This is a genomic window from Paenibacillus sp. FSL R5-0744, assembly GCF_037972555.1.
Classification (GTDB): domain Bacteria; phylum Bacillota; class Bacilli; order Paenibacillales; family Paenibacillaceae; genus Paenibacillus_AQ.
Window position 1 is genome coordinate 1666117 of sequence record NZ_CP150228.1, and the last position, 25594, is coordinate 1691710.

21 protein-coding genes are annotated in these 25594 nt (G+C 46.4%); 7 read left to right on the forward strand and 14 right to left on the reverse strand.

What is annotated here, in order from left to right:
* Positions 1-113: 113 nt before the first annotated feature.
* The 3 genes from MKY19_RS07265 to MKY19_RS07275 form a co-directional block, all read right to left on the reverse strand.
* Positions 114-2471, reverse strand: coding sequence for an MMPL family transporter (locus MKY19_RS07265; RefSeq protein ID WP_339801640.1), 2358 nt, complete (start codon positions 2469-2471; stop codon positions 114-116).
* A 28-nt stretch (positions 2472-2499) separates the two neighbouring features.
* A complete protein-coding gene (locus MKY19_RS07270) occupies positions 2500-3117 on the reverse strand; it encodes a TetR/AcrR family transcriptional regulator (protein WP_042185890.1) in 618 nt (205 codons plus the stop codon).
* Between the two features lie 257 nt (positions 3118-3374).
* A complete protein-coding gene (locus MKY19_RS07275) occupies positions 3375-4817 on the reverse strand; it encodes a DHA2 family efflux MFS transporter permease subunit (RefSeq protein WP_339804208.1) in 1443 nt (480 codons plus the stop codon).
* Positions 4818-5111: 294 nt separating this feature from the next.
* Between MKY19_RS07275 and MKY19_RS07280 the strand changes: the two genes are divergently transcribed.
* Positions 5112-5693 (forward strand): TetR/AcrR family transcriptional regulator, encoded by a 582-nt coding sequence (locus MKY19_RS07280; RefSeq protein WP_042185894.1) that lies wholly within the window; start codon positions 5112-5114, stop codon positions 5691-5693.
* Positions 5694-5773: 80 nt separating this feature from the next.
* On the opposite strand, the gene MKY19_RS07285 is transcribed toward MKY19_RS07280, so the two are convergent.
* The 3 genes from MKY19_RS07285 to MKY19_RS07295 are packed head-to-tail and all read right to left on the reverse strand — an operon-like array spanning position 5774 to position 8798.
* Entirely contained in the window at positions 5774-7039 is a 1266-nt protein-coding gene (locus MKY19_RS07285; protein ID WP_339269600.1) for an ABC transporter substrate-binding protein, read from the reverse strand.
* A gap of 38 nt (positions 7040-7077) precedes the next feature.
* A complete protein-coding gene (locus MKY19_RS07290; protein ID WP_339269603.1) occupies positions 7078-7917 on the reverse strand; it encodes a carbohydrate ABC transporter permease in 840 nt (279 codons plus the stop codon).
* Positions 7917-8798 carry a sugar ABC transporter permease gene (locus tag MKY19_RS07295; RefSeq protein WP_339269605.1) on the reverse strand — a complete coding sequence of 294 codons (882 nt, stop codon included), beginning with the start codon at positions 8796-8798 and terminating at the stop codon, positions 7917-7919. Before MKY19_RS07295 ends, MKY19_RS07290 begins: the two co-directional genes overlap by 1 nt.
* A 175-nt stretch (positions 8799-8973) precedes the next feature.
* Here MKY19_RS07295 and MKY19_RS07300 point away from each other — a divergent pair, with 175 nt between their 5' ends.
* Both MKY19_RS07300 and MKY19_RS07305 read left to right on the forward strand, forming a co-directional pair.
* Positions 8974-9441, forward strand: coding sequence for a VOC family protein (locus MKY19_RS07300; RefSeq protein WP_339269607.1), 468 nt, complete (start codon positions 8974-8976; stop codon positions 9439-9441).
* Positions 9442-9443: 2 nt separating this feature from the next.
* Positions 9444-10142 (forward strand): SDR family oxidoreductase, encoded by a 699-nt coding sequence (locus MKY19_RS07305; protein ID WP_339801646.1) that lies wholly within the window; start codon positions 9444-9446, stop codon positions 10140-10142.
* Between the two features lie 199 nt (positions 10143-10341).
* Here the strand turns inward: MKY19_RS07305 and MKY19_RS07310 are convergent, their stop codons facing one another.
* The 4 genes from MKY19_RS07310 to MKY19_RS07325 form a co-directional block, all read right to left on the reverse strand.
* Positions 10342-11349 carry an iron ABC transporter permease gene (locus MKY19_RS07310; protein WP_042185906.1) on the reverse strand — a complete coding sequence of 336 codons (1008 nt, stop codon included), beginning with the start codon at positions 11347-11349 and terminating at the stop codon, positions 10342-10344.
* Positions 11346-12353 (reverse strand): iron ABC transporter permease, encoded by a 1008-nt coding sequence (locus MKY19_RS07315; protein WP_076284343.1) that lies wholly within the window; start codon positions 12351-12353, stop codon positions 11346-11348. The genes MKY19_RS07310 and MKY19_RS07315 overlap by 4 nt, the downstream gene beginning before the upstream one ends.
* Positions 12354-12358: 5 nt before the next feature.
* Positions 12359-13306, reverse strand: coding sequence for an iron-hydroxamate ABC transporter substrate-binding protein (locus MKY19_RS07320; protein WP_042185910.1), 948 nt, complete (start codon positions 13304-13306; stop codon positions 12359-12361).
* A gap of 175 nt (positions 13307-13481) precedes the next feature.
* The gene (locus MKY19_RS07325; protein ID WP_339801649.1) at positions 13482-15134 is read right to left on the reverse strand and encodes a helix-turn-helix domain-containing protein; all 1653 of its coding nucleotides are present in this window, start codon (positions 15132-15134) and stop codon (positions 13482-13484) included.
* Positions 15135-15361: 227 nt separating this feature from the next.
* Between MKY19_RS07325 and MKY19_RS07330 the strand changes: the two genes are divergently transcribed.
* Entirely contained in the window at positions 15362-16195 is an 834-nt protein-coding gene (locus tag MKY19_RS07330; RefSeq protein WP_339801652.1) for a metallophosphoesterase, read from the forward strand.
* Between the two features lie 189 nt (positions 16196-16384).
* Entirely contained in the window at positions 16385-17545 is a 1161-nt protein-coding gene (locus MKY19_RS07335; protein WP_339269619.1) for a serine hydrolase domain-containing protein, read from the forward strand.
* A gap of 34 nt (positions 17546-17579) precedes the next feature.
* Here MKY19_RS07335 and MKY19_RS07340 read toward each other — a convergent pair whose 3' ends face one another.
* Positions 17580-18857, reverse strand: coding sequence for an AraC family transcriptional regulator (locus MKY19_RS07340; protein WP_339801655.1), 1278 nt, complete (start codon positions 18855-18857; stop codon positions 17580-17582).
* 111 nt (positions 18858-18968) lie between these two features.
* Here MKY19_RS07340 and MKY19_RS07345 point away from each other — a divergent pair, with 111 nt between their 5' ends.
* Positions 18969-21233 carry a glycoside hydrolase family 3 C-terminal domain-containing protein gene (locus MKY19_RS07345; protein WP_339801658.1) on the forward strand — a complete coding sequence of 755 codons (2265 nt, stop codon included), beginning with the start codon at positions 18969-18971 and terminating at the stop codon, positions 21231-21233.
* Between the two features lie 167 nt (positions 21234-21400).
* Here MKY19_RS07345 and MKY19_RS07350 read toward each other — a convergent pair whose 3' ends face one another.
* Complete coding sequence (locus MKY19_RS07350) at positions 21401-22609, reverse strand: MFS transporter (protein ID WP_339801660.1); 1209 nt, start codon at positions 22607-22609, stop codon at positions 21401-21403.
* Between the two features lie 118 nt (positions 22610-22727).
* Positions 22728-23897: a serine hydrolase domain-containing protein gene (locus MKY19_RS07355; RefSeq protein ID WP_339804211.1), complete on the reverse strand. Its 1170-nt coding sequence runs from the start codon at positions 23895-23897 to the stop codon at positions 22728-22730.
* Between the two features lie 178 nt (positions 23898-24075).
* Between MKY19_RS07355 and MKY19_RS07360 the strand changes: the two genes are divergently transcribed.
* Complete coding sequence (locus tag MKY19_RS07360; protein ID WP_076298160.1) at positions 24076-24534, forward strand: Lrp/AsnC family transcriptional regulator; 459 nt, start codon at positions 24076-24078, stop codon at positions 24532-24534.
* A gap of 132 nt (positions 24535-24666) precedes the next feature.
* Here the strand turns inward: MKY19_RS07360 and MKY19_RS07365 are convergent, their stop codons facing one another.
* Entirely contained in the window at positions 24667-25593 is a 927-nt protein-coding gene (locus MKY19_RS07365; RefSeq protein ID WP_339801663.1) for a HAMP domain-containing sensor histidine kinase, read from the reverse strand.
* Between the last annotated feature and the right edge of the window lies 1 nt (position 25594).

A 25594-nucleotide genomic window follows, 5' to 3' on the forward strand; every position in this document is an offset into this window, starting at 1 on the left:
CGACAGAAAACAGCGATTCTCCCATCCTTGGAGAATCGCTGTTCTTGTTTATCGTTCAATAATAGCTGGCTTCAGTGGAAATTACATTGCATTTGAGGATTGGTGAGGATGGTTTAATGGCCGTCCTTACCTTCTCCCTTGGCATTGAGCATGGCGATCAGCTTATCGCCCTCGACGTCGAGGTTCGGAAGCAGACGGTCTAGCCATTTCGGAAGCCACCAGGCTTTGTCTCCGAAGACGGCCATTACCGCCGGAACGAGCGTCATTCGGATGATGAAAGCATCGATCAGGATGCCGAAGGCCAGTGCGAATCCGATCTGCTTGATCATCGCATCAGGTGCGAAGATGAAGCCAGCGAAGACGGAAACCATGATTACGCCTGCGGCAAGTACGACGCGGCTGGCGAGATCGTAGCCGTGAACGACACTGTCGTTGCCACGACGTCCATGGACGTAAGCCTCACGCATGGAGCTGACGAGGAATACCTGATAATCCATCGCCAGTCCGTACAGAATGCCGGTGACCAGAATTGGCATAAAGCTGAGCAGTGGTCCTCCTGTGTCAAAACCAAACAGGGAGTGCAGCCATCCCCACTGGTATACGGCCGTGGTTAGACCGAAAGTAGCGAGCACACTGAGAATGAAGCCTACCGTCGCCTTGATCGGAACGATGACCGACCGGAAAACAAGCAGCAGTATAATTAGGGATAGAATTACGATGATGCCGATATACACGGGAAATGCATCGGATAGCTTGGAGGACATATCGATGTTGATCGCAGTGAAGCCGGTCACACCAAGTGTTACATCATTTGATGATGCGAGGCTGGAAGCGGGATCGCGCAGATCCTGTACCAGATCTCTCGTTTTTGTATCTGTAGGGCCGGTTTTAGGGATTAGACTGATAATAGCAATATCTCCGGTCGCGTTGACACCCATCGGGGACACCAGCGTGACGTTATCATGCATTTGCAGCTCTTGAACCAGCTTACCAAGCGTCTCCATGGAAATCTTGTCGGACGAGTTGTTTGGTTGGGCCACCAGTAGTAGCGGACCGTTGAACCCTTCGCCGAAGCCCTTGGAGATGATGTCATAGCTCTGGCGTGCTGGAGTGTCCAGATTTGCCGAAGCGCCAGACGGAATACCTAGCTCCATTTTGGTTACTGGAATCGCCGCTGTACCAAGAACCAAGACCACTAGAACAATGATAGCCCAGCGGTATTTTACCGTTGCGTTCGCCCAGCGGTGTGAGAACCCGTGACGGGCTTTGTTCGCGGAAGCTACGTTCTTTGAACGTGCCTTGGCGGTGCAGATCCGTTCGCCGACGAGACCCAGCAGCGCAGGCAGTAGGGTAAGCGCCAACAGAACAGTGATCAGCACGCTGACAGCAGCAACGAGAGCCATGGTTGACAAGAAGCCGATGCCGATGACCAACATGCCGCAAAGGGCGATGATGACAGTCAGTCCGGCGAAGAATACTGCACTGCCGGCGGTGCCGACCGCTCGGCTTGCTGCTTCCTTGGCACTTAAATTCTCATCGAGAATTAACCGCCGCTGCCGGTTCACGATAAATAAGGAGTAGTCGATACCAACGGCCAGACCGATCATGACTGCGAGAATGGGTGTAATGTCATTCATGTGCACAATATTCGAAAGAGCAAAAGCACCGCCGACGCTAATCGCGACGCCAAGGAGCGCGGTGATCAGCGGCAGTCCGGCTGCAACAATCGAACCGAGTGTAATAAACAGCACAACTGCTGCGACGGCTACTCCGATCGCTTCCGTAGATCCGATGGACGGTGTGCTTTTGAGCGAATCACTCGGAATGGCTGTGATCCCGGAGCCTGCCTGCTCGACTTCGGTTACAGCCTTAATCACGTTATCTGGTACAGAAGAGGGGAGTGATGTCTGCTGAACAGTGAACTGGAATTGGAACAGGGCGATGCTACCGTCGGCGGACAGCATGACGCCGGGAACCGGAGCACCATCAACGATTAGTGGCCCGTAAGGAACGGCCTGAACCGCCGCATCTGTCTGACTCGCAGCCGCCGAAGGGTCCGAAGTGGCAGTTTGGCCACTGGCAGCTGCTGATGGGTCTGCTTCTGCAGCTTGACCCGCAGCCGCCGCGGCTTGCGCGGCCAGTTCAGCAGGATTGATGATATAGTCCATGCTGTAGACATCATTTATAGCCTTCAGAATCAGTGCTGATCTCTCCGGCGTATCTAGCCGTTCTCCATCAGGCGCGGTGAAGGCAACGCTCGCCTGACCGCCAGCAGCTGCTGGAAGTTCCTTGACCAGCATATCCAGTACTTTTTGCGATTCAGTGCCTTCAATTTTCATTTCCGAGCTGGACTGGATGCCATTGACACCAAGCAGGGCGCCTATGACACCGAGAATCAGAATCCAGACGGTAAGGAAATACCAGGGCTTGGTATATGCAGATTTGCCCAATTGGTACAGAAATGTAGACATATTATGGTTTCTCCTTTGTATCTCTAAATTAAAAGCCTTTGCGTAAGTAAGTAAACATGGAATTTAGATATTGATCGAACGATATGGCATCGGAGTGTTCATCCTGCGCTTCACCTGGTAGCATGACATTCAGACGTCCATCCAGAATCGGCACGAACGCTCCGTAAACGGCGCCTGCGAGAAGATGTGTATACCCGTCGGCATAACGTCCATGAGTGAACTGTTCGAGCACTTCCTGAGCGGCAATCTGCAGGCGGCGGAATACGCTGAGAATATAAGGCTCCAGTGACTGATACTGATTAGCCAGCGATACGAACTGCCGCAATTGATACAGAAACTCGGAAGTAAACTGCAGCTTGAACAATTTGTACAAGGCATCTAGCGGTGTTGCATCTGGTGGCAGGTTATCGAATAACATGCTTTTATCTTCTCTTGAAGAGTTGCTGATAAAATATGCTGCTACCGCCTCTTCTTTGCACGAGAAGTAGTTGGCAAAGGTCCGCCGGGAGTAGCCAGCCTTCTGTACAACGTCGTCGACGATGAAGCCGTCCATCCCTAGTTCAAGCGCAAGCTCGAAGGCAGATTTGGCTAAGGCATAGGCCGTAGCTTCTTTTTTTTTGTCGCGCAGCGTCTGTTTGGGGTTCAAGTTCTATGCGATCTCCTTTCTTAAGTACAGAGGACATTCTGTGCTCTATTTTCTATTTTTATATTATTGCCCAAAGGGCAAAATTGCGCAATGGGCAATTTTTTAGATGTGAGTGGGGGTTATATTCAGGATGCAGGGTATTTAACCGCCCGAGCTTGTAAGCAGGGTAGTTGTCAGACTAAAAAGAGATCAGCAATGATTAACATCGCTGATCTCTTTTGCAAGTTGCTTTAAATAGTGCTAAATGCTTCTATATATTAAGCTTCTTTAGCAATAATTTTTTTGAGCTTCACTTCGGGTTCTTGCTCCGGATCAGGCGCTTGCCCAACACGTTTAATGAAGAAAGAGAGCAGCAGCCCAAGAATGCCGATACCAACAATAACTAGATAGGAATCATTGATACCTTGAATGGAAGCTTCCATAATCATATGTTCTTGTGTTCCGTTCTGTGTGCTGCCCGAGGCCAGCATATCCTTCATATGCGTTGTAGTACGGCTCGTCATTACGGTGACGAGTAAGGAAGTTCCCACTGCGCCAGCCACTTGTCGAATGGTATTCGAAATTGCTGTACCGTGCGCACTAAGCTTGGAGGGCAATTGATTTAGCCCTAAAGTTTGTATTGGCATAAGGAGCAGAGCCATACCGATCCGGCGGCCAGTTGACATATATACCAGATACATGTAACTGGTTGAGTCCGTTAAATTTACAAAGCTTAGAGTCGTTGCAATTGTAATCAGTAATCCGATAATAGCGAGCCACTTTGCCCCGAACCGGTCGAACAGCTTTCCGGTTACCGGCATCAATAAACCCATAATGAGCGCACCAGGAAGCAGCAGTAAGCCGGATTCCATCGCTGTAAAGCCACGGGCATTTTGCAGATACAGAGGCAGCAGCATCATATCTGCATACATCACAATTGTAACTGCGATACTGATGACAGTTGTTAAGGAGAACATACTGTATTTGAAGGCCCGAAGATCAAGCAGCGGGTTTTGGGAAGCTAGTTGCTTCCAAGCGAATAAGCCAAGGGAAAGGACACCGAGGCCCAGAGACAACAGTACTTCCGCGCTTGACCAGCCTGCGCTTGCAGCACGGCTGAAGCCATACAGCAAGGTGCCAAAACCGATAGTAGAAAGAACTACACCAACAATATCCAGCTTAGGATAGATGCGCTCCGATACATTTCTCAAATAAATAAATCCACATATGATTACAATGACGGTCAAGGGAATCATGCCATAGAACATAGTCTCCCAAGAATAATGTTCCAAAATATATCCGGCCAGAGTAGGTCCAATCGCGGGTGCAAAAATAATAGCTAACCCTACCATCCCCATGGCGGCCCCTCTTTTTTCAGGAGGAAACAGGGTCAAGATAACATTTGTGAGCAGTGGCATGATAATTCCAGCACCAGCTGCTTGAATCATACGCCCGGTCAGTAGAATAGGGAAGTTAGTTGCGAGAGCCGAGACGATCGTTCCAGCTAAAAATATAAACATGGAAGCTTGAAAAAGCTCTCGTGTCGTAAACCGTTGCATCAAATAAGCTGTAATTGGGATTAGAACACCATTAACCAGCATATAGCCTGTTGTCAGCCACTGAGCGGTAGCAGCCGAGATATTAAAATCATTCATTAACTCGGGAACGGCAACGCTCATTACTGTCTGATTCAGTGTCGCAAGAAAGGCGCCCAAAATCATAATGAATAAGATGGGTCCCTTTTTTACGGAACTGCTTGTTACTTCTGTCTTTGTACTCACTCCACTCCATCCTTTCAAATCGTTGATCATGGACTAAATTTACAGTGTGTTGTATAGTTTACAATGCATGAATTAGATTATAAATGAAATTTTCATGTAATCAAGCAACGATTTGCGAAAAAATGTAAAATAGTTTACATTCGTTTTAAATTTGTAGTGTTTTCTCATTAAAAAACAACAATTATTTAAAAATTGTAGTTTACGATATGAAAGTTAAAGATTGGAGAGAGTAAGATGAATAACACAACGCAACGTACAGATCCCCGGGTACTTCGTACACGTCAATTGCTTAGAGATGCTGTGATTGAATTGCTTGAGGAAATGGATATTGAGAAAATATCAGTAAACCGTATTGCAGAGCGGGCTAAAATCAATCGTGTTACTTTTTATCTGCATTATCGGGATCTCCCGGATATGTTGGAAAAGATGGCGGATGAAATGGTGGAGGACATTTTACAAGTGGTCAACAACGATGACAACGATCACGAATCGGTTGAAGAAGAGAATTTGAGGATACTAGAGAGTCTGCTTAAGCATATTGCGGAAAATGCCAAATTCTATAAAGTGATACTCACATCGAAAAGAAGCCCTATTTTTACAGACCGTCTGTTCAACTTGATGGCGGAAATCATCTCTGCACACCAGGAGAAAAAGGAGGGTGCTGCTGAGCATTCCAAGATGCCCATACAGAAGGACATTGCTGTTTGGTACGGTTCAGCAGCCCTAATTGGCACGGTTATTTCTTGGCTTCGAGATGACATGCCCTATACACCAGTGTATCTTGCCAGACAAATTAGTATGCTGCGTGCGAACTAGTCAAATGAATATGATCGTAAAGAAAAAGCCGTGCATCGCTGCGCGGCTTTTTCTTTACGATCGTGTACAGAGCAGGTAACTCACTGCACACTGAGATTATCCCAGTTGACTTGGAATTCCTTCAGCATGCCTTCTTTGGTCAGCTTGCCACCGAGATACCCTTGGATGCTGCTGGATAATTCCTGCGGCATCCCGTTCGGCAGACGGGTCCAGTTCCAGGTCAGAGCTTGTTTCTTATCGGTATAAGCCAGCACCTCGGCGCCCAGCGCTCCAAGATCTTCTTCGGTGCCCTTAATGCTGTCGAGCGCAGGGATGAACTGGAATTCCTTAGTGATATACTTTTTCCCGGTCTCGGAGGTGACCAGCCAATCCAGGAAGACCTTGGCTTCCTCCTTAACGGGGGAGTTTTTATTGATCACCCAATTGCTTGGCACGCCTACATACAGCTTGTCATTGTCTTCGGGGGTATCGTCAATGGGCATCGGTAGGATACCCAGATTTAGATTAGGATCGATGCCGTCGATCTGTCCTTGTGTCCAGTTGCCCTGCTGCATCATCGCGGCTTCTCCGCTCGCTACCATTGTGACTTGGGTATTATAATCGGTCGAGAGTGGATTCTTGTTGCCATACTCTACAGTAAGGTCCAGCAGTTCGATCCATTTGGAGAAAACCGGGTCTCCGGCGAAAGTTTTGGTGCCGTCCGTAAGCCCGGCGATAAATGCTTCGGGATCTGGCTGCTGGGCGAAAGCTACGTTCACATTATGATTGCCGAGCACGAACCATTCCTGATATCCATTTGCAAAAGGTGTGATGCCTGCTGCCTTTAACTTCTCGGAGGCTTCGCGCAGAGCGGTTAGAGTTAAGGGTTTCTCGGTGATGCCTGCTTTCTTAAACAGGTCCTTATTATAGATGAAGCCGTATCCTTCGAGATTCATCGGCATGCCATAGAGCTTGCCATCTGCGGTCATTTGTTCTGCTGCTAGGGGCTTAACATCCTTGGCCCAAGCTTCACCGCTTAAATCCTCCAGATATTCCATCCACATATCACGTTCATTGTTGCCGCCAATGGTGAAGATATCCGGTTCATCTCCTGATGAGAACTTGGCGCGTAGGGAGGCACCATAATCGGTCCCGCCACCCACGCTTTGCACCTCCAGCTTAATATCGGGGTGTTCCTTTTCAAATTCAGTCTTAAGCGAAGCTAGCGCTTCAGATATTTCAACCTTGAACTGGTAGATATGCACGGTTTTAACTCCATTCGCATTGTCACTGCCACGTCCGCAGCCGGCTGTCAGGGCAGCCAGCAGCAGGGAGCATGCGAGGAGGATTCCACGTTTGGTTCTCATATTCATTCATCCTCTCTGGCTGAAAATAACATGTATCGTTAGCCCTTTACGGAGCCTTGGGCAATGCCTTCAATAATATATTTTTGCATCGCTAGGAAAAAGATGACCACGGGCGTAATCCCGAGCACAAGTCCCGGAAGTGCCAAATCCCATTGCTTCGTATATTGTCCGAAGAAGCTATAAGTGGCGATGGGAATGGTGCGAAGCACCGGGTCCTGCAGAATAAGCGAAGGCATCAGGTAATCGTTCCAGATCCACAGGGTATTCAGAATAATGACAGTGACAATAATCGGCTGCATGAGCGGAAGCACAATCCGGAAAAAGGTACCATAAGGACTGTTGCCGTCTACTCTCGAAGCCTCCTCAATATCAAGAGGTACCGATTTGACGAAGCCATGGAATAGAAACACAGTCATCGGGGCGCCAAATCCAAGATACGCTAAAATCAAACCTGCGGTTGAATCCATGACGCCCAGACCGCTAACAACTTGCACCAGCGGGATCATGATCGCCTGAAACGGAATAACCATAGCGGCCACTAAAGCAATATAAAGTATGCGGTTATATAAGCTGTTATTGCGGACCATTTTGTAAGCGCACATAGAGCAGAGGAACGCTAGCAGAATATTACTAATCACCGTGATAATAAAAGAGTTCATAAAGGCACGAGGAAAATTGATAGCTTTCCAAGCTTCGGCGTAGTTGCTCCACTGGAATACAGAGGGCAGCGCAGCGGAATCCGAAAGAATCTCACTATAGCTTTTAACCGAGTTAGCTAGCAGAAAGTAAAACGGTATTAGGAATAGAAGGCCTAGCAGGATCACAATTACTTCGACGAGAAGCAATGGCACATTGAATTTCTTGGCGGTAGTCTCCATTACAGCTCCACCTCTCTTTTCTTGGTTGCTCTAACCTGTAGCAGGGAGATTACGGCCACAATGACGAAGAAAATCATCGCTTTTGCGGAGCCCATCCCGAATCGGCTAATAGTGTAGGCCTCATTGTAAATATTCAACGCTACAGATTCAGTAGCTTTGAAGGGACCACCCTTGGTCAGCGACAGGTTAAGGTCGAACAGCTTAAACGACCAAGAGATAGAAAGGAACAGACAAACGGTTACAGCTGGCATAACCAGCGGAATGGTGACATGGCGTAAAGCCTGAAAGCGTCCGGCACCATCCACTTTTGAGGCTTCAATCAGGCTTTTGGGAACGTTGTTGATTGCAGAAATGTAGATGACCATTAGGTACCCTGCATTTTGCCAGACAAATACGATTACAATCGCCCAGAAGGCTGTCCCTCCGGTGCCCAGCCACGGAAGATTAAAGAAGTACCAGCTCGTAGCCTGTCCAATCGAGGAGAATCCTCTGACAAAAATAAACTGCCAAATGAACCCGAGCAAAAGTCCACCGATAACATGAGGTACAAAAAATACCGTTCTCAGGACATTGCGCGTGAATAGCTTGCGGGTCAGCACATAAGCGAGTGCGAAGCCGAGCAGATTGGTCAGTACCAGACCGAAGAAAGTGAACTTCGCCGTGAACCAGAATGAATGAAGAAAGGAAGGGTCCTTTGTGAAGATATGTAGATAATTCCGGAGTCCGGTCCACTCCACATCACGTGAGATTCCGTTCCAACTGGTAAAAGAATAATAGAGTCCTAAAAAGAAAGGAATCAGCACAATCATAAAGAAAAACAAGGAAGTAGGCCCGACAAAAACAAACTGCTGCATCAGGCGTGATCTTTTTCTATGGTCCATCGTTCCTCACCCCTTTTTGTTAATGTAAACTTTTCATTCTATAACCGGATTGGTGATTAAGCGAAACAAACATACTTGAAATTATCGTTGCTCAGAATGATTTCAACACAGGCTTGACAGCCCTTTCAAAGAATCGGTATGGTGGACTTGTCAGACTAATAGGAGGTTGATGCGCATGTCAGGATTGCTAGGCAATCATTTTGTTACGCAGATTGGAATATTGGTGAATGATGTGGAGAAGGTAAGTACGGCATATGCGGAGTTTTTTGGACTCAAAAAGCCGGAAATTATCGTTACAGATACAGAAGATGTTGCACAGACACGGCATAATGGCGTGGCTACGCAGGCGCGGGCTAAGCTAGCTTTTTTTGATATGGGCTCTTTGCAGCTGGAATTGATAGAACCGGATCATGAGCCGAGTACGTGGCGGGATTACTTGAATGAACATGGTGAGGGACCTCATCATATTGCTTTTTTAGTTGAAGGAATGAAAGAAAAGATAATGCTGCTAGAAGGCAAAGGCTTCCCACTCCAGCAAAAGGGTGAGTATACCGGGGGGCGTTATGCTTATATGGACACTTTCAAGGAGTTAAAAGTAATTGTGGAGCTGCTAGAGAACGATAAGGATAGCGGGGAGGAATAACTATGAATATTATCATTACAGGTGCTGGACGTGGACTGGGTTATGAACTGGCGGCCGAAGCGCTGAAGCGGGGCTATGGAGTTATTGCTGGGGTTCGCCGGCCCGATCAGGAACAAACAGCGCTATCGAAGCTTGCTGAAACCTATGGAGATAAGCTTACCATCGCTGCGCTGGACGTGACGGATGAGGCGGGAATCGCGGCACTTGCTTCGAGTCTACAAGAACAAGGACGGACCCTCGGTGCCATTATTAATAATGCGGCGCTACTCAACGCTCGGGATACATCGATTGAAGCGTTGGATTTCCAAGATATGCTTACAACGATGGATATTAATCTGTATGGACCGATACGAGTGGTTAAGCATTTCCTGCCGCTACTTACGGAACCCGAATGCTCGATCATCAATATATCGTCGGAAGCAGGAAGTATCACCAATGCTTATCCGAACGACTATCCTTATGGCATTTCCAAAGCGGCGCTCAATATGTTCACACAGCAGCTGCATGTCTATGTAAAAGAACGTGGGATTCAAGTGCTCAGCGTGCATCCGGGGTGGATGCAAACCGATATGGGCGGGGCAGAGGCACCGACAAATCCAAATCAAAGTGCCGAGGGGATCCTTGACCTGATCGAGAAGCGTTCTACACCAGAAGGTCATTTCATGTTTGTAGATTATACGGGTAAGGATATGAAGATTTAGGTGATATATAGGCTGAACTAAATTTGCGAACAAAAAGCTCAGTATTCACTGCGGTGAATCATTGGACTTGCGGCCGTTGTTGTCCCCAGATTTCTTGATTATATACTGCTCTTCGAGGTGGAAATCTCGGGACAAAGGCGGTCAGCAAAGAGAACCTCGGTAATTATGCCGAGGTTCTCTTTTTTGTTTATAGAACTGCTTATTTCTTAAGCAATAAATAAGCGAAATAAGGTACGCCGATTAGCGACACCATAATCCCTGCCGGGATGCCGTCAGGATCGACAAGATTGCGGCCAACGGTGTCCGCGATCAGAAGCAACCAGCCGCCCAGCAATACAGCGACGGGAATAAACATCTGATTACGCGGGCCGACTAGCGATTTGGCAATATGTGGAGCCATCAGTCCGATGAAGGCGATCCCGCCTGTGACAGAAACCGCGGAGGCGGAAGCTGCAACTGCCGTGAGAATCAGAACGATACGTTCACGTTCGAGATTCAGCCCGACACCAATGGCAGAGACTTCACTTAGGCTGAGCAGGTTGAGTCGCTGTGATTTGTACAGGGTAAAGGGAACTAGTAAGATCAACCAAGGCAGTAAAGCCCAAATGAATGGCCAATCTGTACCCCATATATTCCCTGCGATCCATTTTGCAATAAAATCTACCTTGGCACGATCCGCGGACGAAATGATCACGATCATAACGCCAGACAACGCTAGGGAGAACCCTACCCCAACGAGCACCAATCGAACAGGATCAAGCCCCTTAGTCCGACTATATGAAAATAGATAGATTAATGCTGCCGTAAGTAATGCCCCTATAAAAGCAACCAGCGGCAGCGCATAAATGAATGATCCAGCGCTAACCGGGAAAAAAAGAAAGAAAACAGCGACAGCCACACCCGCACCAGAGTTGATACCAATAATACCGGGGTCGGCTAGATCGTTTCGTGTAACGCTTTGCAGAATGGAACCGGATAACGCCAAGGCCATGCCTGCCAGCAGTGTAATCAGAATCCTCGGCAATCTTACAGAGAATAATACAAAGTCCTCTTTAAAGGTTCCATGCCCGAACAGAACCGGAAGCAGTCTGTCAAAAGATAGGGATGAGTATCCGATTCCCATGCTGACGATAGCTGTTAGCAGAATCAAACCGGTGCATACACATAGGATAATTCGTTGCTTTCGCACGGGTGCAGAGGAAATCATGAGAGTGTTTTACCTCCTTTCCGAACAACAAACAAGAAGAAAGGTAGCCCAAGCATAGCTACGACGGCGACCACTGGCGTCTCATAAGGTGCATGGATTGTCCGTCCAATTGTATCCGCGAGAAGCATGAACGATGCACCCGTAAAGATCGAAATCGGCAAAATATACCGGTAATCGGTACCGACAATCTTACGGACAATATGCGGAATCATCAGCCCTACAAAAGCCATATCCCCAATTAGAGCGACCGATGCTCCAGTCAGCAGAATAATAAGAGTGAATAGAATCCCTTTAACCACAGCAAGATTTTGTCCTAATCCGATGGCTACCTCGTCACTTAAGCTAAGAATGGTTAACTGGTTTGAAAATATTAATGCCACCACGATGCCGATGATGATCACAGGTGCAATAGCCTGAAGCTGGCCCCAGGTTGTGCCGATCAATCCACCCGCTGTCCACATGGATACATCCTTGGATATTTTGAAGGCAATGCTTACACCACTTGCAATAGCATACAGAAAGGCAGATACCGCTGCACCGGCGAGTACGATTCGAATCGGAGAGAAGCCACCTTGGCGCACAGAACCGAGAACAAGCACTAGCACGGCTCCTAGGGCAGCGCCAAAAAAACAAGCGATCATGGTACCAAAATAATTCAGTCCCGGCAGAAATACAAACGTAAGAGCCAGCGCCATATTCGCGCCCGAGGTCAGACCGAGCAGGCCTGGGTCGGCTAATGGATTGCGTGTAACCCCCTGCATGATAGCACCGGATACGGCAAAGGCAGCACCGATCAGCATGGCGGCGAGTTCGCGAGGTAGCCGGATCTCACGCAGAATAAGGACATTGTCTGCCTTTGAATTAGAGGTGATGGCAAGCCACAGATCATTGAAAGTGGTTTCTTTAGCCCCGAATAGCATAGCAATCACGAGGCATATAACCATTACCAGCACGCTACCAAGCAGCTTATATAAAAATGGAATGGAAGTTTGCTTCGTAGTCATTATCTTTATTTTCCAAGAAATTGTTGTTCAAAGAATTCCAACTGGTACTCAAGGCTAAGCGGATCGTTAAAATAGAATGCTTTTGCATCAGCCTCGAAAACACGATTGTTTTTGACGGCAGGAATGCTCTTGTAGATTTCTGTATTCTGGAAGGAATTATCTTCATCCGCATTTTTACTGAAAATAACGTAATCGCCCAGATAATCCTTCAGCACTTCTGTCGAGACAGCAAAGAATCCATCCGTTTTGGTGCTTTCTTTTACTGTTTCTGGCATGCCAAGCTTGAAGTCCCCATAGAGGAGTTCAGTTCCGCGGCCAAAGTTATACCCGTATACATACAATTGCTTATTAAAGGTCTCAATAACAGAGACAGTTGCATTATCACCGATCTTCGCTCTGATTTCTTCACCCGCTTTTTTGGTGCGGGCACTAAAATCATCGACCCAAGCTTGAGCTTCTTTTTCTTTGTTCACCAATTTGCCGACTTCCAGCTGTTGGGTTAAGTAATCCACTTTATTATAAGTATAAGTAACGGTTGGTGCGATTTGCTTGAATTTATCGATATTCTTAATATCGGAGAGTCCGATGATCAGATCCGGCTGCAGTTCAATGATTTTCTCCAGACTTTCATCGCTAACCGCTTCTACGTCTTTTAGTTGCTCTTCAAAGCGTGGGTTAGTTTTGGACATTTCATCTACGCCCACAACAGGTACACCCAGTGCCATGACATTACCTGTTAAAAAACGGGTGAGTACAACAACACGCTGAGGATGTGTTGGAACCTCAACAGGTCCATCTTCGGATTGATACGTAAAAGTCGCACTTTCTGACTCCGCAGCAGGAGTAGAAGATGGGCTGTTTGTAGGACTAGCATCATTCTTCGCCTGATTTCCCCCACAAGCACTAAGTGCAATCCCCATAATAAGTACAAACGGAATAAATATCTTTCTCATTAAATAATTCTCCCCTTTTTTGTATGACAGTGTTACTTTGAACAATTCAAACAGTGTAAATCAATCTTCAGCCTATGCCTTAGAGTGATTATGAGAATCATTCGCATTTGTAATCATTATAGGGATCACTTATGTGCCTAACCATGCCTTTTTGTTGGAAAAAAGACTTGGACTATTATTTGCCTCCGAATAAAGCTACCGCTCGTCCTAGTTGTAAGCGAATCGAAGCCGGGTTATAAGGCACCCAATCATCCAGATCAAGAATATGGACTTTCTTCTGCTGCACTGCGGGAAGCTGGCTCCAATAAGGGGATTGAAAGATCGCTTCAGTATGCGCAGTAGAGCCTTTGGCATCGGGAAATACAATGACTAAAATTCTGTCTCCTGCATAATCTGCAAGATCTGAAACCCCGATCGAAATCGAATGGAACTGATCTCCCAATCTTTTTATCTCGTTGTCAATCAAGGTCGGTGCTCTAAGTCCAAGGGATTGGTATATCACATAACCTACATTCCTTGCTCCGTAAACGAGTAGCTCCTCAGGCTTGATTACCAGAATGGTGATGATATCGTTAGCTACTGTGCTGTGCTGTACTATTTCTCGGGCTTCTAGCTCTTCTTGTTCAAAATCCTTCAGCCACTGCTCCGCCCGTTCACTCCGCTGAATGGCTCGGCCGATTAGGCGTAGCTGATCTTTCCAGCCGATTTCGTTCCAAGAGATCTCCATAATAGGTGCTACAGCTCGCAGCTGCCCGGCCTTCAATCCGTATTCCTCCAGATGTTCTTTGGCCGCAATAATCAGTTCAACGTTGGCATCAATTAATAGCGATCTGATCTGTTCAGCCGAGCTGTTTGTATTGATAAACTTCATCGACTGCGGTGGCTCCTGATCCGAAAGATTCAAATATTCACTACTTTCAGAGATGGTTACCGCAGGTTCTAAGCCAAGTAACAGCAAATGGCTTGCATAAGGGGTAAGCATTACGGCAACTCGCTGGAAAGAGCTTCGGCTGTAACCAGACGGAGATGCGCCTGTCTGCAGCTTAAAACGACGACTGAGATAAAATTCATCCTTGTAGCCTACCTTTAGCGCAATTTCCCTAAGTGTGCCTGAACCGTTAAGCAAAAGCTCCTTGGCACTATGAACCCGTAGCCGCGACAGATATTCGCTCTGGCTGAAGCCTGTCACCTGCTTAAACAGCGTTGAATAATGCGAGCTGCTTACACCCGCAATGGCGGCCAAGTGCTCACGTGTTATTTTTTCGCTAAAGTGATTCTCCAGGTAAGAAATGCTCCGTTCCATCGATGGTTGCTCGTTAACTGTATATCTGGCTTCCTGCTGTTCGAGCAATTGTAGAATAATCTGATGAAAAAGCATTTGATTCTGTACATGGCGTGTTTCTCGATCTGGCAGTCGGTGAAGATACAATTCCTTGACACTGGATACAATAGTAGGCTCATAAGGAAACAACAGCATATTTGAACTCGAAGCCATTTCGCTTTTTCGTATCATCGCACCGCCAGGTATAGCCTGAGTCTGCTCTTGAATCCAGATGGTGAGCTTATAGGCATGAAGCGGCTGCTGGAGATTTGTAATTAAAGAGGCATGAGTATTAGCGGGGAGAAGGATTACGCTTCCTTCTGTAAGCTCATAAGTCAGATTATTAACCTCAAGGCTCCCTTTACCAGCGGCAACGGCCAGTAATACGGTTAGATTCTCATGAATCTGAACTCTTGGTAGATTTGAGGTCCCATACATCGATTGAATGCTGCCAGCGCTATATAAAGGAAAATGAGATTCGGCCCATTCCGGGATAACGTTATTCAAAATAAGGCCTCCGTTACTTGAATATATTTTCAAACTATAATGCTATGGATCGAACTGTATTATTGACGTCTGTGGAACTAATTATAACATCTTACCTTTTTAGATAAGCCTGTTAATTATCTGCCCTATTATTCTTTTTAAAGGATACGTCTGTCCAAGAGAAAGCATATTGGATCGAATATATATACTACCAGGTATTCTTCATCCATTTTAAAGAGGTGATTAAGATGAAAAAGCAGACAGCCTCCACTAAGAAGCGAAGGCTTCTCGCCAGTCCTAAGCCCAAACGTAATCTGAATCCTAAAGCAACAGCCCAGACTATCAACTTCGCGGTAATTGGGGATAGTCATGTGGGATATGGGAATAGCGCAAGCATTTTTAGAAATCTTTTGCCAAAGGCTGTAGGGAGCGGGAATAAGAGATTTGTTATTTTTGGAGGAGATAACACGCAAGCGGGAGCGAATCATGGAAATAATGCAAATGCTTACTACAAGGATTTTAAAGATACGGTAACAAGCACGCTGGGGAGCATCCCTTATAAAGCATCTATAGGGAATTGGGAGGCTAGTACACAGTCCTTGTTCACGCAATATTTAGGTGCAGTGGAAGGGCAAATGAATTTTCCGGGGACACAAGGTATGGTGAAGTACGTGTGGCTTAATTGTGCTATGGGGCAGTTCACTCCGGGAAGTATAAATATATTGAAAAATTTAGATGATCAGCATTTTTATATTATTGATTTTCATTGGCCTTTAAAAGTGAGCGGGATCACGGTCGATCCTAGCCATGTATTAAGCGCGGCGGAGACTGCTAAGTTTTTTGCAGCTATTCCTACGAAAGTGAGGGATAAGGTGCTAGCTATTTTCACACATCATGGACATTTGTTTTATCGAAAGCTTACTAATATATATCCAGGTTATACAAATACAAAATTCTTTGTGTGCGGATGTTCGGGTGATTATAAATGTAAGCCGAGTGGTGATCGCGGTTATTACAACGCCACATTAACCATCAATGGGACGGCATTAAATGTCGATGCTTTTAAGGTAGCGGTCACTTAGTGAAGAAGTGGATGAGGTTAAAATAAAACGCTAATTTTCGGGAGATAACCGAGATTAGCGTTTTTCTTTTATTAAGAATAGCTCATTAACCATGGAGTCACAGGTAAATAGTAAGTAAGCAGGATTATTTAACATATTTATATAATAATTTATATATGTATTGAATAAATTTATTTAGGAGGGCTACCCATGAAAGAACTATTATTTCATTCTTTAGAACAGGCGGGTGTGTCGGCTTACGGTATAGAGCGCATACGTATAGCAGCTGCACAAATGGTTGAAGACAACATCACACCGGCACAAGTTATTGTTGCTGCGAGAAAGGGGATGCTACTCGTCCATCAAGCGAACGGGAAATTCGGTCCAGAGCCAGGCGCAGCGGAATTAACTGTAGATGCTATTTATCCACTGTGTTCCATAACAAAACTGTTTACGGCAACCGCTATAATGATGTTAATGGAACAAGGGAAGATTGGTCTAAACAGACCTGTTTCCGATTACATCCCCGAATTTACAGGTGAAGGCAAAACTAAGGTATGCGTACATCACTTATTGACACATACCTCTGGCCTGGAGGGTGAGGTGATTTGGCAGAACGGACAGTTGAAAAAGGAACAAGGAGAGTACCCTCCACACGAACCTAATCAAGATCCAGATCAGCACAAGTACTTATATGGAGGTTATGATGCACCGCTTAGTAACGAACCTGGTACGGTCATGTCTTATTGCGGGTATGGCTATGAGCTGTTGGGTGAAATCATCCGGCGCGTTAGCGGACAGGCTTATGATGTATTCGTAAAGGAAACCATTTTTAAACCGCTTGGTATGGAAAATACATATTATCGTGTACCCATGGACGTGCGGGACAAAGTAGTAAGACGTGCACCAGAAGCAGCGTGCGCGGAATGGGTGGACAGCGAGTATAATTTGAATTCCGTATCTGCGGGGGGCGGCGCTTACTCGACGGCTATGGATTTGGCTGTCTTTGGCCAGATGTTTCTTAACGGTGGGATATATAACGGAGTACGATTTCTTAGTCCGGTAACCGTAAAAGAAATGACCCGCAACCAAATTCCAGGCGTATCCTCACAATATAGAGATGAGGTTTTTCCAGAAGCGTATTGGGGGTACGGATGGGCGATTAACGGCTCGAAGCGTGATGGTGGAGATTTGTTCTCTCCAGAAGCCTATTCACACTGGGGCGCGGCAGGTCCTTTCCTCTGCGTTGATCCGATTTATCAGACAGTTACGGTGCATTTATCCGTAGAGCTAGATCACCAGAAGCCATTTAAAAATATGTATGTGGATTACTTCAATAATACTGTTCTGGCAGCCATCACTGATCTTTAATCCTCTTTTTAGTTTTTTGTCGTGTTATCTATACTTAAAGCGTGCTTTCCCAGTTTCTTCTGAATTGTTTAGGGGTGGTGCCAGTATATTTCTTAAACACTTTGGTAAAATAGCTCTGGTCATTGAAATGTAGCCTCGTAGCGATATCAGATAAGCTAATGCCCGGTAATTCGATTAATCGTTTGGCTTCTACAATCCGCTCGAATTGAATAAAATCACTGATGGTGAATCCTGTTTCCTTCTTAAATAATAGGGAGAGATAGCTTCTGTTCAATCCAGCGACTTCAGCCAGCTTATCTAAGGAGAGTTCCTCATATAAGTGATTAAAAATATAGTTCTGACAGAGGGCCACGGTGCGCGAAAGTTTCGCCAACCGGCTCTCTTTGACATGGTCGGCGAAATCGCAAAGCGCATTAAGAATAGCATGATCTACAGCCGGAACATCCTTTAGTTCTTCGATATGCTGGATATGAAAGTCGCTGAGGGTATAAGAAATCTCCCAATACAGTCCTCCATCTATTGCTGCACGAGTAGCGAGCGTAATACAGGAGATCGCCAGATTCTTTTTGTTGCGTAAATGGCTCTTCTTGGAGAGAACTCCATAATTGTCTTCAGAGAAGGTTGCCTGGACACGAAGTAGCTCTGCTTTATTTCCATTTTTGATATGGTGAAATAGAGCTTTTTCAAGCATGGGTTCGTGGTGCAGCCATGTATTCTCACGTCGATAGGAAACATCCAAGTCCAAACTGCCTGCGGGAGGCTGATTATACTCAAGAGTTCGGGTGTCGAGTAGCAGTTCGATAAGAGATAACGTCTTTCCGGTGACGAGCGAGTACATCAGCATAGCGGTATGGTAAAGTCTCATTTTATTTAGCACGGTCAAGCTGCGGTAGTATTTCATCCATTGCTCTTGAAGCTTTAATGGAACTTCATGGTCACGCATCAGACTTGTCATATTGTCCTCTGAAAGGTGAGTATAAAGTGTAGGACCGATCACAATGCTTCCCCCGTTACTGCTGCCTGAGGGCAGATGGAGAAGGATGTAATTCTCTAGGAAGTTAGTGGTGCGGATGATCGGTATAGAGGCATTTGAGCTATCGTGGTCAGAGTTGTTCTCGCTTTTAGTAGAGTCTGCAATTTCTGAAAGAAGCTCATTGAGGTTATGAACCCACGGGGCGCTCTCTGAAGAGGTAGGCAGCGCTAGCTGGATTCTCCGATTGGCATCTAGCAGAAACACAGGAATTTGCAGCGATTCATACAACACTTTACAAATATATTGAGCTCCTTCATAACCGTCCAAATGATTCAACATTCTTTCAACCCCCTCGCCCAACCAGAATACCAAAAATACAATGATAATGCCATAAATCTAACATGAAGTAGATTAAAATGGGGATAGTATACATTCAGAGGAGGTATTTTTATGAAAACCAACATTCATGAACTCATATCACAAATGACCCTTGAGGAGAAAGCAGGACTCTGTTCAGGGCTTGATTTCTGGAATACAAAGGGCATTGAACGACTCGGAATCCCCTCTTTAATGGTAACGGACGGACCCCATGGTTTACGCAAGCAAAAAGAGAGCGCCGATCACCTCGGACTCCATAACAGTGTACCCGCGACTTGTTTTCCTTCGGCAGCAGGGATGGCTTCTTCCTGGGATCGGGAGTTAATCGGTCGTGTAGGTAAAGCACTCGGGAAAGAGTGTCAAGCAGAGAACGTTGCTGTTCTGCTCGGACCGGGAACGAATATTAAGCGCTCCCCGCTGAACGGTCGTAACTTCGAATATTTTTCGGAAGACCCTTATCTTTCCTCGGAGATGGGTGGGAATCATATCAAAGGTGTGCAAAGTGAAGGGGTAGGCACCTCGCTTAAGCATTTTGCCGCTAATAATCAGGAGCACCGGAGAATGTCTGTTGATGCTGTTATTGATGAGCGGACGCTGCGGGAGATTTATCTGGCTAGCTTTGAAGGCGCAGTTAAGCAGAGTCAGCCATGGAGCGTGATGTGCTCTTACAATCGGGTAAATGGTGAATATGCCTCCGAGAGTGAATTTCTCCTGACAAAGATTCTTAGAGAGGAATGGGGCTACGAGGGATTCGTCGTTTCCGACTGGGGAGCGGTTAATGAACGGGTGAAGGCTCTACAAGCAGGACTGGAGCTGGAAATGCCGTCAACCGGAGGCATTGGTGATGCCAAGATTGTCGCAGCAGTACAAAGTGGCGAGCTGTCTGAAGAAACGTTAGATCTTGCAGTGGAACGGTTACTTACCTTTGTTTTTAAGGCGGTGGAGAACCGTAAAGATAATGCTTCATTTAATGCTGATGAGCATCACCGTCTGGCTCGTGAAGTGGCGCGGGAGAGTATGGTTCTCCTTAGAAATGAGGAAGGCATTCTGCCGCTGTCAAAGCAAGGAACGATTGCGGTCATTGGCGAGTTTGCTAGAAATCCGCGTTATCAGGGCGGGGGCAGCTCACATGTGAATCCGACGAAATTGGACGATGCTTTTGAAGAGATGAAGACCCTTGCAGGTTCTGCCGAACTGCTATATGCGCAAGGATATGAACTGAATCATGACGGGATTAATGAAGCTTTGCTACAAGAGGCACGGGATACAGCGGCAAAAGGTGATGTAGCCGTATTGTTCCTTGGACTTCCGGATAACTATGAATCAGAGGGTTATGATCGTAGTCATTTGTCGCTTCCAGAGAGCCATAAAGCGTTGATCGAAGCAGTGTCTGAGGTGCAAAGTAATATCGTTGTTGTACTCAGCAATGGTTCACCCATAGAAATGCCTTGGATTCATAAAACTAAGGGGATTCTTGAAGGTTATCTAGGCGGTCAGGCTTTTGGCGGTGCAGTGGCAGATTTACTGTTTGGAGAGGTTAGTCCAAGTGGTAAACTAGCAGAGACCTTTCCGATGAAGCTGAGCGATAATCCATCCTTTCTTAATTTCCCAGGTGAAGGGGATACGGTAGAGTACAAAGAAGGCTTGTTTGTAGGCTATCGTTATTATGATAAAAAAGAGCTTGAACCGCTGTTTCCTTTCGGCTTCGGACTAAGCTACACAGTGTTTCAATACAGCAATTTGAGAATCTCCAAGAGCAGCATAAAAGATACCGAGAACGTACAAGTTACGGCCACCGTCAAAAACACGGGTACTCGCGCAGGAAAAGAAATTGTTCAGCTCTATGTTAGCGATGTGAAGAGCAGCGTGATCCGTCCACTTAAGGAGCTTAAGGGCTTCCAGAAGATAGAGCTTCAGCCTAGGGAAGAGCAAGAGGTTTCTTTTGAACTGGATAAACGCTCCTTTGCTTATTACAACGTTAACATTGGTGATTGGCATGTGGAAAGTGGAGTCTTTGAGATTGCTATCGGTTCATCTTCGCGGGATATTCGTCTGACTGCTTCTATTGAAGTGGAATCGACTGCTCCGCTTGCATTAAGTTATCATCGCAACAGTACCGTTGGTGATTTGCTGGACAATCCACGCACGGCAGATAAAGTGAAGAAGTTCAGCAGTATTTTTGGCATGGAAGGTGCGATGGATGATAATCCGGAAATGTTCATGGCGATGATGAAATATATGCCGCTACGGGCGCTGGTTGGTTTCGGTCAAGGGAAATACACAGAAGAAGATTTAGCCAAGGATCTGCAAGAATTTAATGCTTTGGCTGTAGAGTAGGAGATCAGAAAAGGCCAAGTCTGAGCTTTAATAAAAATCTAATATAAGTAAGCCAGTAGTTCATATTAGTCATTTATAATATGCACCACTGGCTTTTTTTTATATTTCGTGTTCGGCTACCGTGATCCGTAAACTTGATGATTGTGGCATGATTTCATAGGTGTGCTTCAACGCTTTCTTGAAGGAAATCCGTATTCTTTAGCGCGCCACGCTACTAGTAGCGCAAGAATCAATAGAATAAACAGTACCCACGGGAAGGAGCGGACACCAACTGTTTCAATAAGAATCCCACCCATCACGCCGCCACCGCCGATAGCTAGGTTCCATGCCGTCACTAACATCGACTGGGCCACATCTGCACTTTCGCCAGCTGCTTCAGCAACTGCTGTTTGTAGCAAAGTAGCCGCTCCTCCGAACGTCAACCCCCATACAGCAACCACTAGATAGATCACTATGGGTTGGCTGCTGCTAATGCCCAGTGCAATGGATGACAAGGCGAAAGCAAAGAGGCTGTTAAGAACCAATGGACGTAGTTTACGGTCGATCAAAATACCGATGACCCAGATGCCAATAAGCGCAGTAATGCCGAAAATAAGCAGTACCAAGTCAACGCGCTGGGTAAGCCCAGCCTGAGTAAGATAGGGTGCAATGTAGGTATACAGGATGTTATGTGCTAGCACCCATGTCAGAACGACAAACAGTACCGGCCGTACCCCTGGAATAACAAAAACCTTGTAGAGAGGGAGCCGCTTATCAGGAGCCTCCCCTGGATAGTCCGGTAGCTTCCAAAGTACCCAGCCGACCAGCATCAGAGCCAGCAGCGACATGATCCCGAAGATGGAGCGCCAGCCCACAAGAGTGCCAAGAAGTGTTCCAGCAGGGACTCCGAGTGCCAGAGCTAGAGGCGTGCCAACCATCGCTACCGCCATTGCTCGTCCCTTGAGTGACTCCGGCACCATGCGCCGGGCATAACCTGCTATCATGCCCCATAAGACTCCAGCGGATACGCCTGCGAAGAACCGAGCTGCCAGCGTAAGTATATAATTGGAAGAAAAAGTGGTGACGGTGTTGAATACGAGAAAACCAAGGATGCACATTAGTAGCAGTGGTCGCCGCCGCCATCCACGCGTCATGGTGGTTAAGGGAATCGCGGCCAACAGTGAACCAAGGGCGTACAAAGTGACAAGTTGACCCGCAAGGGCCTCGGAGACACCAAGCCCATCACCTATTTGGAGCAACAAGCCGGCCGGAATCGTTTCGGTAAGAATACAGATAAACCCCGTCATAGCAAGGGCGAGTAATCCTGCCCATGGTAAATGTTCAGAAGAGGGAGTACTGGAGGCACTTTGTGTGGTAGAAGTTGTGTTTTGGGTCATTGGAGAAGCACCTCTCTTTTAAATTGTAAAAAACTCAATGATACACACTCGAATAGGATTTACTAGACAGAGAGCCTAGACCGGTTCATTCCGGACCAAGGCTCTTTGTGTTCGTTCTTTATTTATTACGTCTATCATAAATGGCATCACAAAGGTCAACGGTAAACTGACCCGACATACCTTCTAGTGCAGTATTAGTAAATGCCACGACACTGAGCCGTTGCTCGGGGTCGACGAACCACGAATGACCATAGGTGCCACCCATACGCCATGTACCCGGGGATTCCGAAGTGTCTGCGGCGACAGGATCCTTCAGTACCGTAATGCCTAGGCCAAAGCCTCGTCCTGGCCAGAAGGCCATTGGCAGATCACCGATCTGGTTGGTCGTCATATCGTGAACCAGAGACTCTGGTAGCAGCGGTGCTCCGCCCTTACGTAATGTTTCCAGCAGCTGCAAAAAATCCCCAGCACTGCCGACCATGCCAGCTCCTCCAGAATGATAGGCAGTATCGTCAAGTGCTCGACCAGGGGCAAGCAGGAATCCAGCCGTTCCCTCCATAAAGGCAATACTGTCGGGATCATGTAAAGGCCGTGGCTCTGGAGTATCATTGGCATAGGAAGTAGCCAGTCGTTCTCGATTGACTGCAATAAAACCCGTGTCGCTCATGCCAAGCGGCTTTGTCACGAGTGAATGTACGGCCTCATTGAGCGGTGTTTCTGTGACCTTTGCAATTACTGCTCCTAGCACGTCTGTCGCGATGGAGTATTTCCACTCGGTACCTGGCGTATAGAGGAGGGGTACAGAGGCAAGACGACGCAAGTTCTCTTCCAATGTGATGCCGGACTGATCCATACCATCTGATACCCCTGCTGACTGATAGGAACCATTCTCTTCTTGAAAAAATCGGTAAGACAGGCCTGCGGTGTGCGTCATCAAATGACGAATCGTCAATGTCGCGAACTCGCCATTTTGCAAACGTGGCCGAAACTCTGGAATCCAACGATCAACGCGGTCGTCGAGCTGTAGGCGACCTTGAGCAACTAATACTAGGGCTGCCGTTGAAACGATAGGTTTGCTAACCGAGGCGAGCCTGAATAAGGCGTCTTCCCGCATAAGTCGGTTCATCTCGCGGTCGGCAAGGCCGGCAGCGCGGCTATAAACCAGTTCCCCATCTATCGCCACTTTAATGACAGCACCGACCAGGCGCTTGTCAGCAAGGGTTCGATCAATTACTTCATCGATGCGACCTGATAACCATTCTGTATTTATTTTGTTTGAATCCAATATACTCAACAGTCTTCATCCCTTCGGAATAGTTAAAGCCATGAACACTTTACTATTGTAGGGTTATTATATATAACAAGTTATCTTGATTACATAAGGTAACTAAGTTAAATTAGCCTTATAACGGTTAATTACAATCTAGTTTGTAGGGGTAACCTTAAATTTAAAGGAAGTGATTTTGATGGACCATATTGATAAGCAAATTCTTTTTCATCTTCAAAATCAAGCAAGAATTTCTATGACAGAGCTGGGAAAATGTGTCGGTTTATCGCAACCTGCAGTTACGGAAAGAGTTAGGCGTATGGAGGAGAAAGGCATCATCAGCGAGTATCGCACCATAATTTCCCCTGAAAAGATTGGAAAACATGCTGCTGCCTACATGTTATTTCATTCTAGGGATTGTAATGCATTCCTTGATTTCTGCCGCTCAAGTCCTGATGTCGTCGAATGTTACCGTATAAGTGGGGAACACAACTACTTATTGAAAGTAGTAACCGACTCTACACGAGCCCTCGAGGATTTCGGAAATCAATGTGACAAATACGGTACCTATACGATTTTAATCGTGATGTCATCGCCAATCGATCATAAATTTCTTATACCTTCGCTTGAAGAAGCAAGCATCAACTTGCTGAGTTAGAATTGAACATTACTTCTGCCAGCCCTTCAACGCAAAAAGACTCTTCTATATAAATAGAGGAGTCTTTTTGATTGGAATATTTTTCAGGATAAATGGTTCCACAAATCGTTGTCGGTCCCCTTTACATTCAAATTAATTAGCTAAGCCAATGCCAGCATCGCCTAGTTTCCAACGGCAGGTCATTATCAGTTTCTCACCCTCCAGTTCGGCTGTCAGCGTGCCACCCATTTTATTCATCAGACTTTTGGCAATGGAGAGACCAAGCCCGGAGGCTTGAGAAGATCGGGTACGGTCTGCGGTATAGAATCGGTCAAATAAGAGGTTAACATCGCTTCCGTCTAGTTCCTTCGCATCGTTTACTATCGTTAAATCAGCTGTTTCCTGCTGTCGTTCGAAACGGATTTCCACATACCCGGTCGCATGTTTGACCGTATTGACAAGTAAATTCTCGACAACTCTCCGCACAGCGGATTCATCGGCGTATAGGGATACATTTTCCTCAGGTAGCCGTATATCCGGTGTAATATTGCGATCGTTGAAGGAATCGTAAAATCCGACCAGAATTTCCGAGAGTAGGGCCGTCATCCCAAGCTTTTCGGTATGTAGAGGATAATCTAGCGATTCGATCAAGGAAAGCTCAAAAAAATCATTCAGCAGTGCCTGCAGCCGTTTCGTCCGATTTTTAACGATGGCAACATATTCAAGTTTTTCATCAGGGGTAATTGACTCATCCTCCAACAGTTGAATATAACCGAAGATGGAGGTGAGGGGTGTACGGATATCATGTGAAATATTCGCTACAGCCTGACGGAATTCTTGTTCGACACGTATTCGCTGGGCTTCCGCTTCGACGATTAAATCAGATTGACGATTGATTTGTCCCGCAAGCGCCTCAAGCTTCTGGTCGAATAGAGCCACATCGATTTTTTTACCGGTTGCTCGCTCGTTGTAGGTATGCAATTGCTCTGTTATCCGCCCTAGCTCTCGCCTTAACATCAACAAACGGAAAAGCAGGAGAGCTCCTGCCGCAAACAATATGATTGTCAGAATAAGCAACACT

What these genes read in the sequence shown, in the direction of transcription:
- MKY19_RS07305 (WP_339801646.1), top strand. Translation starts at nt 9,444, where the DNA reads ATGAATATTATCATTACAGGTGCTGGACGTGGACTGGGTTATGAACTG.
- MKY19_RS07345 (WP_339801658.1), top strand. Translation starts at nt 18,969, where the DNA reads ATGAAAACCAACATTCATGAACTCATATCACAAATGACCCTTGAGGAG.
- MKY19_RS07315 (WP_076284343.1), bottom strand. Translation starts at nt 12,353, where the DNA reads ATGACTACGAAGCAAACTTCCATTCCATTTTTATATAAGCTGCTTGGT.
- MKY19_RS07300 (WP_339269607.1), top strand. Translation starts at nt 8,974, where the DNA reads ATGTCAGGATTGCTAGGCAATCATTTTGTTACGCAGATTGGAATATTG.
- MKY19_RS07335 (WP_339269619.1), top strand. Translation starts at nt 16,385, where the DNA reads ATGAAAGAACTATTATTTCATTCTTTAGAACAGGCGGGTGTGTCGGCT.
- MKY19_RS07295 (WP_339269605.1), bottom strand. Translation starts at nt 8,798, where the DNA reads ATGGACCATAGAAAAAGATCACGCCTGATGCAGCAGTTTGTTTTTGTC.
- MKY19_RS07340 (WP_339801655.1), bottom strand. Translation starts at nt 18,857, where the DNA reads ATGTTGAATCATTTGGACGGTTATGAAGGAGCTCAATATATTTGTAAA.
- MKY19_RS07360 (WP_076298160.1), top strand. Translation starts at nt 24,076, where the DNA reads ATGGACCATATTGATAAGCAAATTCTTTTTCATCTTCAAAATCAAGCA.
- MKY19_RS07320 (WP_042185910.1), bottom strand. Translation starts at nt 13,306, where the DNA reads ATGAGAAAGATATTTATTCCGTTTGTACTTATTATGGGGATTGCACTT.
- MKY19_RS07265 (WP_339801640.1), bottom strand. Translation starts at nt 2,471, where the DNA reads ATGTCTACATTTCTGTACCAATTGGGCAAATCTGCATATACCAAGCCC.
- MKY19_RS07280 (WP_042185894.1), top strand. Translation starts at nt 5,112, where the DNA reads ATGAATAACACAACGCAACGTACAGATCCCCGGGTACTTCGTACACGT.
- MKY19_RS07310 (WP_042185906.1), bottom strand. Translation starts at nt 11,349, where the DNA reads ATGATTTCCTCTGCACCCGTGCGAAAGCAACGAATTATCCTATGTGTA.
- MKY19_RS07350 (WP_339801660.1), bottom strand. Translation starts at nt 22,609, where the DNA reads ATGACCCAAAACACAACTTCTACCACACAAAGTGCCTCCAGTACTCCC.
- MKY19_RS07285 (WP_339269600.1), bottom strand. Translation starts at nt 7,039, where the DNA reads ATGAGAACCAAACGTGGAATCCTCCTCGCATGCTCCCTGCTGCTGGCT.
- MKY19_RS07275 (WP_339804208.1), bottom strand. Translation starts at nt 4,817, where the DNA reads ATGATTTTGGGCGCCTTTCTTGCGACACTGAATCAGACAGTAATGAGC.
- MKY19_RS07290 (WP_339269603.1), bottom strand. Translation starts at nt 7,917, where the DNA reads ATGGAGACTACCGCCAAGAAATTCAATGTGCCATTGCTTCTCGTCGAA.
- MKY19_RS07330 (WP_339801652.1), top strand. Translation starts at nt 15,362, where the DNA reads ATGAAAAAGCAGACAGCCTCCACTAAGAAGCGAAGGCTTCTCGCCAGT.